Source organism: Brevundimonas huaxiensis (assembly GCF_014218725.1).
Lineage (GTDB): Bacteria > Pseudomonadota > Alphaproteobacteria > Caulobacterales > Caulobacteraceae > Brevundimonas > Brevundimonas huaxiensis.
The window spans coordinates 64,048-77,485 of record NZ_JABBJE010000005.1; the positions used below are offsets into that span (position 1 = coordinate 64,048).

Annotated in this window: 13 protein-coding genes; 12 read left to right on the top strand and 1 reads right to left on the bottom strand. The window is 67.9% G+C overall.

Annotation, left to right across the window (positions count from 1 at the left end; translation table 11 throughout):
* Window positions 1–70: 70 nt before the first annotated feature.
* A complete protein-coding gene (locus tag HF680_RS11060) occupies window positions 71–1,279 on the bottom strand; it encodes an NAD(P)/FAD-dependent oxidoreductase (RefSeq protein ID WP_082064528.1) in 1,209 nt (402 codons plus the stop codon).
* 149 nt (window positions 1,280–1,428) lie between these two features.
* On the opposite strand from HF680_RS11060, the gene HF680_RS11065 reads away from it, so the two are divergent.
* From HF680_RS11065 to glk, 12 genes are all read left to right on the top strand, one after another.
* Complete coding sequence (locus HF680_RS11065; protein WP_045811882.1) at window positions 1,429–1,719, top strand: YerC/YecD family TrpR-related protein; 291 nt, start codon at window positions 1,429–1,431, stop codon at window positions 1,717–1,719.
* Window positions 1,720–1,729: 10 nt separating this feature from the next.
* A complete protein-coding gene (gene hisG / locus HF680_RS11070; protein ID WP_045811881.1) occupies window positions 1,730–2,611 on the top strand; it encodes an ATP phosphoribosyltransferase in 882 nt (293 codons plus the stop codon).
* On the top strand, window positions 2,611–3,918 hold the full coding sequence (hisD, locus tag HF680_RS11075; RefSeq protein ID WP_185225092.1) for a histidinol dehydrogenase: 1,308 nt from the start codon (window positions 2,611–2,613) through the stop codon (window positions 3,916–3,918). Before hisG ends, hisD begins: the two co-directional genes overlap by 1 nt.
* A complete protein-coding gene (hisB, locus tag HF680_RS11080) occupies window positions 3,915–5,351 on the top strand; it encodes an imidazoleglycerol-phosphate dehydratase HisB (protein ID WP_185225093.1) in 1,437 nt (478 codons plus the stop codon). The genes hisD and hisB overlap by 4 nt, the downstream gene beginning before the upstream one ends.
* Window positions 5,348–5,950, top strand: coding sequence for an imidazole glycerol phosphate synthase subunit HisH (gene hisH, locus HF680_RS11085; protein WP_185225094.1), 603 nt, complete (start codon window positions 5,348–5,350; stop codon window positions 5,948–5,950). The genes hisB and hisH overlap by 4 nt, the downstream gene beginning before the upstream one ends.
* Window positions 5,944–6,681, top strand: coding sequence for a 1-(5-phosphoribosyl)-5-[(5-phosphoribosylamino)methylideneamino]imidazole-4-carboxamide isomerase (gene hisA, locus HF680_RS11090; RefSeq protein WP_185225095.1), 738 nt, complete (start codon window positions 5,944–5,946; stop codon window positions 6,679–6,681). The genes hisH and hisA overlap by 7 nt, the downstream gene beginning before the upstream one ends.
* Before the next feature lie 31 nt (window positions 6,682–6,712).
* On the top strand, window positions 6,713–7,480 hold the full coding sequence (hisF, locus tag HF680_RS11095) for an imidazole glycerol phosphate synthase subunit HisF (protein WP_185225096.1): 768 nt from the start codon (window positions 6,713–6,715) through the stop codon (window positions 7,478–7,480).
* Window positions 7,481–7,652: 172 nt separating this feature from the next.
* Window positions 7,653–8,276 (top strand): bifunctional phosphoribosyl-AMP cyclohydrolase/phosphoribosyl-ATP diphosphatase HisIE, encoded by a 624-nt coding sequence (hisIE, locus tag HF680_RS11100; RefSeq protein WP_045811875.1) that lies wholly within the window; start codon window positions 7,653–7,655, stop codon window positions 8,274–8,276.
* A 48-nt stretch (window positions 8,277–8,324) separates the two neighbouring features.
* Window positions 8,325–9,785 carry a glucose-6-phosphate dehydrogenase gene (gene zwf, locus HF680_RS11105; RefSeq protein WP_185225097.1) on the top strand — a complete coding sequence of 487 codons (1,461 nt, stop codon included), beginning with the start codon at window positions 8,325–8,327 and terminating at the stop codon, window positions 9,783–9,785.
* Window positions 9,778–10,494 (top strand): 6-phosphogluconolactonase, encoded by a 717-nt coding sequence (gene pgl / locus HF680_RS11110; protein ID WP_045811873.1) that lies wholly within the window; start codon window positions 9,778–9,780, stop codon window positions 10,492–10,494. Before zwf ends, pgl begins: the two co-directional genes overlap by 8 nt.
* 1 nt (window position 10,495) lies before the next feature.
* Complete coding sequence (gene edd, locus HF680_RS11115) at window positions 10,496–12,385, top strand: phosphogluconate dehydratase (protein WP_185225098.1); 1,890 nt, start codon at window positions 10,496–10,498, stop codon at window positions 12,383–12,385.
* Window positions 12,386–12,414: 29 nt separating this feature from the next.
* Window positions 12,415–13,386, top strand: a complete 972-nt coding sequence (gene glk, locus HF680_RS11120) for a glucokinase (protein WP_185225099.1) — start codon at window positions 12,415–12,417, stop codon at window positions 13,384–13,386.
* Window positions 13,387–13,438: the final 52 nt, after the last annotated feature.

The window sequence follows — 13,438 nt, forward strand, 5'->3', positions numbered from 1 at the left end:
CGCGTTGAAGTCGCAGCTTGAACGGTCACGAACGTAAAGCGCAACAGTTTTGTTGCACTGCGGCGACGCCTTATCCGACGGCCACCGCCTTCATCGACACCGCCGGATCGGCCAGCTTGTCCATGTCCACAGGCGTCGCCTTGGCGATCAACTGCTTGCCGGCCATGAACTCGGGCGGCGCGTTGACGGCCTCGACGCAGACGATGCGGTCGCCGTTCAGATGGAAGACCGCAAAGCCCGACGCCGTCGGGTCGCCGCGCACCACCTGTCGGTCGGCGTCAAACGGCAGGCCGGCGATCTGAAGTTTGACGTCATACTGGTCAGACCAGAACCACGGCACTTCGGGCGTGGGTCCGGCCCGTCCGACGATGGCCGCGGCCGCCTGTTTGGCCTGCTCCAGGGCGTTGGGCACGCTTTCCAGCCGATGATGCACGCCGCCGTGGACCGGAATGGGTCGTCGGGTCATGTCGCCGATGGCGAAGATCGCCGGGTCGCTGGTGCGCGCCTCAGCGTCCACCACCAAGCCGTCGTCGCAGGTCAGGCCGGCCGATCGCGCCAGGGCGTCGCAAGCCAGGGCGCCGACCCCCACCAACACCGCATCCGCCGACACCACCGATCCGTCGGCCAGGCTCACGCCGTCGCGGGCCACAGCGACTACCTCAGCGTCGGTCAGGATTTCGACGCCGTGCGCCCGGTGCTGCGCCGTGAAGAAGGTCGATAAGGTCTCGGACGCCACCCGGGCCAAAACGCGCGGCGCGCGCTCGATCACCACCGCCTCGGCGCCCAGGGCCCGCGCCGACGCCGCCGCCTCCAGCCCCACATAGCCGCCGCCGACGACCGCCAGACGCTTGCCGGGCCCGAGGACAGCCTTCAGTCGCTCGGCGTCCTTCATCGTGCGGAGTTCCAGCAGATCGGGATGGTCCCCGCCCGGAACCGGCAGCTTGCGCGCCGTCGATCCGGTCGCCAGCACGAGAATGTCGTAGGTTTCCGACGACCCGTCGTGGAAGGCTACCGTCTTCGCTGCCGGATCCACCGACACGGCGACCGTCGAGGGTCGGAAGTCGATGTTCTGCTCGGCGTAGAAACTCAGAGGCCGCAGCAGCAGCGCCTCCAGATCCGCCTCTCCTTTGAGCCAAGCCTTGGACAGCGGCGGCCGCTGATACGGCGGCGCATCCTCCTCGCCCGCCAGCACGATGGGGCCTTCATGCCCATACTGCCGCAGGAAGGCCGCGACGGAGCCGCCGGCGTGTCCGGCGCCGATGATGAGAACCTTGGTCATGGGACGCATTTAGAGTGGCGAGTGGCGAGTGACGAGTGGCGAGCAAGCGACGGATGCCCAAATTTTATCGCCACTCATCACGCGCCACTCGCCACTCGCCACTAGACATCCCCTTGACCGTTCCACCGTTACAGCATAGTGGAACGCGCATGACGACCCCGCCCGCCCGTGACGACCTGCATGACGCCCTGCTGTCGATGCAGACGCGCGCCGAGATCGACGCCTTTCTGGCCGATCTTTGCACGCCTGCGGAACTGCGCGCCTTCTCCGAGCGCTGGCAGGTGGCGCGCCTGCTCGACGCCGGCGGCAAATCCTATCGCGAGATCGCCGCAGAGGCCCATGCCAGCCCCACCACCGTCGTTCGCGTCGCCCGCTATCTGAAAGACATGCCGCATCAGGGCTATCGCCTCGCCCTGGACCGCCTGAAGACCAAGAACTGAGTATCCGAACATGAGCACCGTGCAGGGCCGGCTTCGCATCGCCGTCCAGAAATCCGGCCGTCTGGCCGACCGCAGCCTCGACCTGATCCGCGACGCGGGCCTGAAATGGGTCAAGGGTCACAACGACTTGCTGTACCGGGTCGAGAACTATCCGATCGACCTGCTGCGCGTCCGCGACGACGACATCCCCACCTTCGTGGCGGACGGCGTGTGCGATCTGGGCATCGTCGGCGAGAATGTGCTGGAGGAAGGCCGCAACGGCGGACCGAACGCCTCGGTCGTCATGCCGCTGGGCTTTGGTCGCTGCACGCTCAAGATCGCCACGCCTCCGACGCTGGCCTATGACGGTCCGGCCTCGCTCGACGGTCTGCGTATCGCCACCTCTTACCCGAAGATCCTGCGCCGCTTCCTCGACGAACGCGGGGTCAAGGCCGACATTGTGGTCATGCGCGGGGCCGTCGAGGTCGCGCCCCGGCTTAAGCTGGCCGCCGCCATCTGCGACCTGGTCTCGACCGGCGCGACGCTGGAGGCCAACGGCCTGGGGGCCAAGGATACGGTTCTGGAAAGCCAGGCCGTGCTGATCCAGTCGCCCGTCGCGCCCGAGCCCGCGCTGCAGCAGTTGTTGGACAGCGTCATCGAGCGGATGGCGGGCGTGGTGTCCTCGCAAGGCGCAAAATACGTCATGCTGAACGCCCCGCGCTCGGCGCTGGACGAGATCACCGCCATCCTGCCCGGCGCAGGCTCGCCCACCGTCATGCCCTTGATGGGTCGCGACGATGCGGTCGCCGTCCACGCCGTCTGTCAGGAGGCGGTCTTCTGGGAAACGCTTGAAAAGCTGAAGGCCGCCGGCGCCTCGGCCATCCTGGTCCTGCCGATCGAGAAGATGATGTGATGAAACGCATCGACTGGTCTTCCCTCGATGCGGCCGGCAAGACGGCCGCCCTGGCCCGCCCGGCCCAACGCACCGCCGGCGACGTGACCGAGGTGGTGCGCGCCATCCTGGACGACGTGCGCCAGCGCGGCGGCGAGGCCGTAACCGACTGGTGCCTGAAGCTGGACAAGGCGCCGCCCCGTCGCATCGCCATCACGCCCGAGACTGTGGCCGAGGCGCGCAACGCCCTGCCGCCCGGCGACGTGCGCGCCCTGCGCATGGCGGCCGACAATGTGCGGGTCTTCCACCAGGCGACCCGGCCCGAGGACACCCCCTTTGTCGAGACGACGCCCGGCGTGCGGTCGAAACTGGCTTGGCGTCCCCTCGCCTCAGCCGGCCTCTACATTCCCGGCGGCACCGCGCCGCTGTTTTCGTCCCTGCTGATGCTGGCCATTCCGGCCGGGGTCGCGGGTGTGGGCCAGCGCGTCGCCGTCACGCCGCCGAACAAGGATGGCGGCATCCACCCCGCCATGATCCTGGCCGCCGCAGAGGCGGAGTTGGACGCCGTCTGGCTGATGGGCGGGGCCCAGGCCATCGCCGCCCTGACATTCGGCGTCGAACTGGAGGACGGGGTCATTCCCGCCTGCGACAAGCTGTTCGGACCCGGAAACGCCTATGTGGCCGAGGCCAAGAAGCAGGCCTCGGCCCTTCCCGGCGGCCCCGCCGTGGACATGCCCGCCGGCCCGTCGGAGTTGATGGTCATCGTCGATCGCGACGCCGCGCCCGAGATCGCCGCCGCCGACCTGCTCAGCCAGGCCGAACACGATGCGGATGCGCAGGTTCTGCTGGTCTCCACCAGCCGCGCCACCATCGACTACATCCTGAGCGAGGTCGAGGTGCAGGTCGCAACCCTGCCCCGCGAAGCCATCGCCCGCGCCTCTCTGAACGAGGCCCGCGCCATCCTGGTCCGCGACCTCGACGCCGCCGCAGAAGTCGTCAACCTCTATGGCCCCGAACACCTGGCGATCCAGATCGACGATCCCGAGCCTCTGGTCGATTCGATCAAGGCTGCCGGGGCCGTCTTCGTCGGCCGGTTCGCCGCCGAGACGCTGGGGGATTATGCCGCCGGTCCCAGCCACGTCCTGCCGACCGATGGCGGCGCCCGCACCTTGGGCGGCGTCACCACCGCCAGCTTCATGACCACCATGTCGGTCCAGCTGGTGACCGAGGCCGGCGCACGTCAGCTGGCGCCCATCGCCGCCCGCCTGGCCCGGATGGAGGGCCTGGAAGCCCACGCCCGCGCCGCCGATCTGAGGAGCGAGGGATGACCCTGCCCGCTCCCTATCCGCCGCTGGTTTCCGGCGGCGAAGGTCTGGATCGCTATCCCGGCGACGCCTCCGTCCTCGCCGCTCGGATGGCCGCCGTCTATGGCGTGCCTGCCGAACAGGTTCTGCCGGTGCGCGGCCTGACCCACGGGCTGGAGTTGACCTGGCGCCTCGCCGCCCGCGACGGCGGATCGGTCGAGGCCCCGAAGGCCGAGCCCTATGACAGCCTAGCCGCGATCTATCCGGCCAAGGGCGAAACGGCCCCAGAGAAAAATATCGTCGTCATCCGCGCCCTGGGCTCGCCCGAAGCCGTCGCCGAGATGGCCGCCCGCGTCGCCCCCGCCCTGCTGGTGGTGGACGAGGGACTGATCGAGTTCTCCGACAGCGTCTCGGCCGTGACCGTTGTCGCCGATCAGCCGAACCTGGTCGTGCTGCGCAGCCTGTCCCTGGCCTATGGTCTCGCCGGCGCCCGCGTCGGCGCGGTGATCGCGCAAACACAGACCCTGGCGCGTCTGGCGTCGGTGCTGGAACCCTATGCCCTGCCAGAACCGCTGGTGCGGCTGGCGATGCAGGCGCTCGATCCGTCGCGGATGATCGAGACCGCCGAGCGGATCGCCTCGGTCCGGCGCGAGCGCGAACGGGTCGTGCGCGAACTGGGTCGTCAGATGCCGGTCGAACCAGGCGTCGGTCCCATCATCATGGCCCGCCCCGAGGAGCCCGCCGCGGCCCTGGCCGGTCTGAAAGCCTACGGCGTCGAGGCCGATCTGTCTGGCGAGCGTCTGCGCCTGCCGATCTCGATCAAGTCCGAGGTCAACGACCGGCTGCTCGCCGCCTTCGGCCTGACGCCCGCCAAGCGCCGCCCGGCGCGCGTTGGTCAGGCGGTGCGCGACACCAAGGAAACCCGGATCGTCTGCGCCGTCGATCTGGATGCGCCCGGTCCGGTGAAAATCGAGACCGGCGTCGGCTTTTTCGATCACATGCTGGAGCAGATCGCGGCCCACGGCGGCTTCTCGCTGCGCCTGCAATGCGAAGGCGACCTTCACACCGATCCGCACCACACGATCGAGGACAGCGCCATCGCCCTGGGCCAGGCGTTGAAACAGGCGCTGGGCGAGCGCAAGGGCATCGCCCGCTATGGCTTCGTCCTGCCGATGGATGAGGCCAACGCCACGGTCTCGATCGATCTTTCCGGCCGCCCGTATCCGCTGTTCGAGGGAGCGTTCGAGACGCCGTTCATCGGCGACTACCGCACCGACCTGACCGCCCACGTCTTCCGGTCGCTGGCCGAGGCCATGGGCGCGGCCGTGCACGTCAAGGTCACGGGCCGGGACGACCACCACAAGACCGAAGCCGTCTACAAGGCCTTCGGCCGCGCCCTGCGCCAGGCCATCCGCGTCGAAGGCGACGCCGTGCCGTCCACCAAGGGGGTTCTGTGACCGAGGTCGCAATCATCGCCTACGGCGCCGGCAATGTCGCCTCGGTCCAGTTCGCGCTGGAGCGGCTGGGCGCGACCGTGCGCCTGACCGACGATCCCGCCGTCATCGCCGAGGCTGAACGGGTCATCCTGCCTGGTGTTGGCGCCGCCGGCTACGCCATGAAGCGCCTGTCGGACCTGGGTCTGATCGCGCCGATCCGCGCCTTCACGCGCCCGCTGCTGGGTGTCTGCCTGGGTCAGCAACTGCTGTTCGGATCAAGCGACGAGGGCGACGGCTTCGATCTGCTGGGCCTCATTCCCGGCGCGGTGACCCGGCTGACGCCTGCGGGCGATCTGCCCGTGCCGCACATGGGCTGGAGCCGGTTGACGCGCGACCGCGACGACCCCTTGCTGGAGGGCGTCGCCGACGGCGCCTATGCCTATTTCGTCCATGGCTTCGTCTGTCCCGACGGACCGGCGACCCTGGCGCGCGCCGACTATGGCGGCGTCGTTCCAGCTGTGGTTCGATCCGCCAACCGCTGGGGCTGCCAGTTCCACCCCGAACGCTCTGCCGAGGCCGGGGCGACCATCCTCAAGAACTTCCTGGGCCTGCCATGCTGATCTACCCCGCCATCGACCTGAAGGACGGCGTCTGCGTGCGCCTGATGCACGGCGACTTCGCCCAGGTGACGCATTACGACCAGCAGCCGGCCGCGCGCCTGACGACCTTCGCGGCCGAGGGCGCGGAGTGGATTCATGTCGTCGATCTGGACGGGGCCGAGGCGGGCGAGGCGCGCCAGCACGCCCTGATCGGCGAACTGACCCAGGCCATCGACGTCAAGGTTCAGTCGGGCGGCGGCGTGCGCAGCGCCGACGATGTGAAAAAGCTGCTGGACGCCGGCGTGTCACGCGTCGTGGTCGGATCGCTGGCGGTCACCCAACCCGAGGCGGTGGCGATTTGGTTGGAGACCTTCGGCGTCGAGCGCATCACCCTGGCCCTGGACGTCAAGATCGAGGACGACGTGCCGGTCCCCGCGTTGAAGGGCTGGACCCAGTCCTCGGGCATGACGCTTTGGGAGGCGTTGGATCGGTATCCCAAGGGGACGGCCAAACACCTGCTGGTGACCGATGTCGGTCGCGACGGCGCCCTGACCGGGCCGAACCTGGACCTGCTGGCCGAGATCCGCAGCCGTCGGCCGGATCTGGTGCTGCAGGCCTCGGGCGGCGTTTCCTCGCTGGACGACATCGCGGCGGTCAAGGCGCTGGGCTGTCACGGGGCCATTGTCGGACGCGCGCTCTACGAGAATTGCTTCACCCTGCCCGAAGCCATCGCGGCAGCCAAACGCTCATGACCGTCCATCCTGCATCAAGCGGGGCGGTCAGATGACCGCTCGGCGGATCATCCCCTGCCTGGACGTAAAGGACGGCCGGGTGATCAAGGGCGTGAAGTTCGTCGGTCACACCGACATGGGCGACGCGGCCGAGCTGGCCGCCCGCTATCGCGATGCGGGTGCCGACGAACTGGTCTTCTACGACATCACCGCCAGTCCCGAAGGGCGGACGCTGGACTACGGCTGGATCAAGGACATCGCCCGACTGCTGGACATTCCTTTCTGCGTCGCCGGCGGCATTCGCACCGTGGAGCAGGCGGCGCGCTGCCTGGACCACGGGGCGGACAAGGTCTCGATCAACTCTCCCGCCTTGGAACGGCCCGAACTGATCGCCGACATGGCTGCGCGGCTGGGCAGCCAATGCGTCGTCGTCGGCGTCGACAGCCGGTTCGAAGACGGCGACTGGGTGGTCCACCAATACACCGGCGACGCGTCCGCGCGCCGCCTCGCCGGCAAACGCACCCTGGACTGGCTGGACGAGGCGCAGAGCCTGGGCGCCGGAGAGATCGTGCTGAACTGCATCGATCAGGACGGGGTTCGGCGCGGCTATGACATCGAGCAACTGTCCGCCGCGCGAGCACGCCTGACCATTCCCCTGATCGCCTCGGGCGGCGCCGGCGCGCCCGAGCATTTCAAGGCTGTGTTCGAACAGGCCGACGTCTCCGGCGCCCTGGCCGCCAGCGTGTTCCACACCGGCGCCATCGCCATTCCCGACCTGAAGATCTATCTGGCGCAGCAAGGGTTGGAGATGCGCACATGATCCTCCCCCGAGAAGCGCAGCGGAACGGGGGAGGGGGACCGCGAAGCGGTGGAGGGGGCGACCTCAGACACTGTCTCGCGACATTCAGCACCTTGCCCGATTTCGCCCCCTCCACCGCGCTGCGCGCGGTCCCCCTCCCCCGCTTCGCGGTGGAGGATCAGGAACAACGACCATGATCGACCCGAACACCATCGACTTCGCCAAGGGCGACGGCCTGGTCCCTGTCGTGGTTCAGGACTCCGCGACGCTGCAGGTCCTGACCCTGGCCTATATGGATCGCGCGGCGCTGGACGAGACGATCGCCTCCGGCGAAGCTACCTTCTTCTCACGCTCGCGCGGGGGGCGTTGGAGAAAAGGCGAGACCTCGGGCGACCGGCTTTACGTCGTCTCCATCACGGCCGACTGCGACGCCGACGCCATCGTGTTGGGCGTCAGGCCGGTCGGAAACGCCTGCCACCTGAACCGAACGAGCTGTTTCGGAGAGGCCGACGCGCCGGGCTTGGGTCGGATCGCCCGGCTGGAGCGAACCATCGCCAAACGGGCCGCTGCCGATCCGTCCGAAAGCTGGACCGCCCGACTGGTCGCGCAGGGGCCCAAACGCATCGCCCAGAAGGTCGGCGAAGAGGGCGTGGAGACCGCTCTGGCCGGCGTCGCCGGCCCGGACGAGGAACTCGCCAGCGAGGCTGCGGATTTGATCTATCACCTGCTCGTTCTTCTCCATGCCCGTAACATGGTGTTTCAGGACGTGCTGGACGTGTTGGCCTCGCGAGCGGAAGCGGCCAAAGACAGCGGCTAGACCGTAAAGGCGTGCGTCCCGACAAATGGGATCATCGAGGGACAAGACATGGCGGCTCTCATTCTGTTTGGCGGTGGCGGCGATCTGGCGATGCGCATGCTCCTGCCGTCGCTCTACTTCCTCGAACACGACGGCCTTCTGCCTGAAGGACTGAAGATCATCGGCGCCGCGCGTTCGGAAGAGAGCGCCTACGACTATATCGCCAAGGTGCACGAGGCGGTGAAGGCGCGCGCCGAGGCGGACAAGGTTTGGGACGAAGCCAGCTGGTCGCGGATGAAGGCCCGCCTGGACTATCTGGCGGTGGACGCCACCTCGCCCGAAAGCCTGAAGCCGCTGAAGGACAAGGTCGGCGACGGCGAGGTCACCTCCTTCCTGGCCGTATCCCCTTCGCTCTATGCCCGCATCGTCACGGCGATGAAGGCGGCGGGCCTTGCCGAAAAGAACTGCCGCATCGTGCTGGAAAAGCCGGTCGGGCGCGACCTGAAGTCCTTCCTCGAAATCGACGACGCCGTGGCCCACGCCTTCAGCGAGAACCAGGTGTTCCGCATCGACCACTATCTGGGCAAGGAGACGGTCCAGAACCTGATCGCGCTGCGGTTCGGCAACACGATCTTCGAGCCGCTGTGGAACAACCTGTCCATCGACCACGTGCAGATCACGATCGGTGAGACGGTGGGGGTCGGCGACCGCTGGCCCTACTATGACGAATACGGCGCCCTGCGCGACATGCTGCAGAACCACATGCTGCAGCTGCTGTGCCTGGTGGCGATGGAGCCGCCCAGCGACCTGGACCCGGACTCGGTGCGCAACGAGAAGGTCAAGGTGCTGCGCTCCCTGCGCCCGATCACGCCTGACGAAGCCGAGCGCGTGACCGTGCGGGGTCAGTATGTGGCGGGCGTCTCGGAGGGCAAGCCGGCCAAGGGCTATGACGAGGAACGCGGCCAGCCGTCCGACACCGAAACCTTCGTCGCCGTTCGCGCCGACATCGACAACTGGCGCTGGGCAGGCGTGCCCTTCTTTATGCGGACCGGCAAGCGCCTGCCCGAGAAGCGCACCGAGATCGTCATCCAGTTCAAGCCGGTGCCCCACTCGATCTTCGACCGCGACGATCGCGGCGAGGTTCAGGCCAACCGGATGATCATCGAGCTGCAGCCCGAGGAAGACATCTCTCTGACGGTGATGAACAAGCGTCCGGGCCTGGATCAGCGCATGCAATTGCAGCCGATCAAGATGAGCCTGTCGTGGGGGGTGGACGGCAAGTCCGCCGCCCCGCCGCGTCGCCGCATCGCCTATGAGCGCCTGCTGCTGGACGCGATGGCGGGGGACTCGACCCTGTTCGTGCGGCGCGACGAGGCCGAGCAGGCCTGGAAATGGGTGGACGAGGTGTCTGAGGCCTGGGCCGAATCCGGTCTGAAGCCCGACGACTACGTCGCCGGAACCTGGGGCCCCGACAGCGCCGACATGCTGATGGCCCGCACCGGCCGCGACTGGAATACCACCGATGTCTGAGACCCCCGCCATCGAAGCCTTCGCCTCCGTCGAGGCTTGGGCCGAAGCCATCGCCGCGCGTCTGGCCGAAACGCTTGGCGCGTCCGTCCGTGATCACGGCCAGGCCCTGTTCGCCGGTCCCGGCGGTTCGACGCCCGCACCCGTTTATCGCCGCCTGGCGGCGACCGATCTGAAATGGTTTAAAATCGCCGTGACCCTGGTGGACGAGCGGTATGTGCCCGAGACCTCGCCGGACTCGAACGCCCGTCTGATCCGCGACGTGCTTCTTCAGGACAAGGCGGCGACGGCCCGCTTCATCCCGCTCTATACGCCCGAGGTCACCGTGGACCGCGCGGCCATCGTGGCGGCCAAGGCCCTGGCCGATGCCGGCGGGCGGTTCGATGCGGTGCTGCTGGGCATGGGCGAGGACGGCCATATTTGCTCCATGTTCCCCGAAAGCCCGACGCTGAAGACCCTGCTGACGCCGACGTTGAAGCCCACGGTGCTGGGCGTGCCGCATGGGCGCGACGGCATGGCGCCGACACTCGAACGGCTGTCGATTAACCTGCCCTATCTGATGTCTGCGGGCCGGGTGATCCTGGGCCTGAAGGGCGCCGCCAAGCGTCGTGTCTTCGAAGAACAGGCCCAGGGCGATCCCAATATCCAGCCCATCGCCGCCCTGATCGCCGCAGGCGTTCCCCTTGAAGTTCTGTGGACGGAGGAAGGCTGAAATGGCGCTTCATCCTACGGTCGCCGCGGTCACCGCCCGCATCGTCGAGAAAAGCCGCGAGACCCGCGCCGACTACATCCGTCGCATGGACGCCGCCCGCGACAGCGGCGCCGGACGCGCCAAACTGTCCTGCGCCAACTGGGCCCACGCCTTCGCCGGCCAGACCATCGCCGACAAGCTGACCGCGATGGACGGGTCCAAGCCCAATCTGGGCATTGTCACCGCCTATAACGACATGCTCTCGGCCCACCAGCCGTTCGAGCGCTTCCCCGACGTGGTGCGCAAGGCCGTGCGCGAGGTCGGCGCCACGGCCCAGGTCGCCGGCGGCACCCCGGCCATGTGCGATGGCGTCACCCAGGGTCGTCCGGGCATGGAGCTGTCGCTGTTCAGCCGCGACCTGATCGCCATGTCGGCGGGCATCGCCCTGACCCACGACGCCTTCGACGCCGGTCTAATGCTGGGCGTGTGCGACAAGATCGTACCGGGCCTGTTCATGGGCGCCCTGGCCTTCGGCCATCTGCCGGTCGTCTTCGCACCCGCAGGCCCGATGCCATCGGGCATTCCGAACGCGGAAAAGGCTCGGGTTCGCGCCGAATATGCGCAGAACAAGGTGGATCGTCAGACCTTGCTGGAAAGCGAGATCGGCAGCTATCACTCGCCCGGCACCTGCACCTTCTATGGCACGGCCAACTCCAACCAGATGATGATGGAGCTGGGCGGCCTGCACATGCCCTCCACCGCCTTCGTCCATCCCGACACCGGCCTGCGCGACGCCCTGACGGCGGCGGCGGCGAAACGGGCGGTCGAACTGGCCCGCAGCGGCGAGTGCCGCATGGCCGACGTCATCGACGAGAAATCCATCGTCAACATGATCGTGGCCCTGCTGGCCACCGGCGGCTCGACCAATCACGCCATTCACCTGGTCGCTATGGCGCGGGCGGCAGGCGTGCTGATCGACTGGACCGACATGGACGAGCTGTCGTCGGTCACGCCGCTGCTGGCGCGGGTCTATCCGAACGGTTCGGCGGATGTGAACGCCTTCCAGGCCGCCGGCGGCGTCGCCTTCATCGCTCGTGAGCTGGCGATGGCGGGCAATATCCACACCGACGTCACGACCATCATGGGTCAGGGCATCCAGGCCTATTTCCAGGAACCGTCGATGGTGGACGGCGAACTGGTCTGGCGCGACGGGGTCAAGGAAAGCCTCGATCTCGACATCCTGCGCCCGGCGTCCAATCCCTTCGACAAGGAGGGGGGCCTGCGTCTGGTTCAGGGCGACTTGGGTCGCGCGGTCATCAAGATTTCTGCGGTCAAACCCGAGAACCGCATCGTCGAGGCGCCCGCCGCCGTGTTCGAGACCCAGGAAGACGCACTCCAGGCCTTCCGGGACGGCAAACTGTTCCGCGACGTGGTCGTGGTCCTACGCTTCCAGGGACCCAAGGCGAACGGCATGCCGGAACTGCACAGCCTGTCGCCGGCCCTGTCGGTCATTCAGGACAAGGGGTTCAAGGTCGCCTTCGTCACCGACGGCCGCATGTCGGGCGCCAGCGGCAAGACGCCCGCCGCTATCCACGTCTCGCCCGAGGCCCTGGCCGGCGGCCCGCTGGCCCATGTTCAGGACGGCGACATCATCCGCCTGGACGCCGAGGCCGGGGTTCTGACCACCGTCGGCGTATCCGACCTGACGGCTCGTCCGCTGGCCGCCCGGTCGGCGGTCAACGCCGAGGGTTCGTCCTGGGGCTATGGCCGTGAACTGTTCGGCGCCTTCCGCCATGTGGTCACCACCGCCGAACAGGGAGCGACGGTCTGTTTCGCCCTGCCGACCGGTTCGCGCGGGAACGACGACACCCCGCCCAATCCCAACTTCGTCGATCGGACCGTGGACGCCTGATCCACCGAACCGAGCGCAGGAAACGCCCAATGAATGACAAGACCCTTCTCGTCGGCGATGTCGGCGGCACGAACGCCCGCTTCGCCGTGGCCCGCATAGTGGACGGCAAGCCCGTGCTGGACCACCACGAGAGCTTCCCGGCCGAGACCTATCCGACCTTCTTGGAAGGCGTCGCCGCCTTCATCGACGGCTGCGAGGTCAAGCCGACGGGCGGCGTGATCGCTGTCGCCGGTCCGGTCACGGACGGCGCCATCGACCTGACCAACTCGCCCTGGCAGGTGTCGGAGGCGGAGCTTCAGACCCTGGGGCTGAAGCCGGTCAAGCTGATCAACGATTTCGAGGCCCTGGCCTGGGGCGCGCCCATCGTGCCGGAAGACCAGCTGGAAAGCTTGGGCGGCCCGGTCGACGGCGATCCGCACTGCACCGTCGCGGTGCTCGGCCCCGGCACAGGCTTCGGCGTCTCGGCCCTGGTGCGCGATGCGGCCGGCAAGGAGATGGCCATGCCGTCCGAGGGCGGGCACGCCTGTTTCCCCCCCGGCGATCCGGTCGAGGACGAAATCCTGCGCATCCTGCGTCGCCGCTATGACCGGGTGTCGATCGAGCGTCTGATCTGTGGGCCGGGCCTGCTGAACATGCACCGGGCGCTGGCCGAGATCGACGGACGCGAGACCCATATCGACGATCCCGCTCAGATCACCGCAACGGCCCTGGCCGATCCGAACAGCCCATGCGGCGCGACCCTGGCCCGCTTCTGCGCCATCCTGGGCGCGGTCGCCGGCGACATCGCCCTGACCACCGGCGCGCGCGGCGGCGTCTATATCGCCGGCGGCATCGTTCCGCGCATCCTGCCCTTCATCAAGACCAGCCCTTTCCGCCAGCGTTTCGAGCGCAAGGGCCGGTTCAAGGAATATATGCAGGACATTCCGACCAAGGTGATCATGCACAAACACGCCGCCCTGCTGGGAGCTGCGCGGGTCGCCTTCGCCCAGTCGGAGGGCTGACGCGACGGGCGATCACGAAAATCTCACGGGGGCGTGAACCGAACCGTCACCG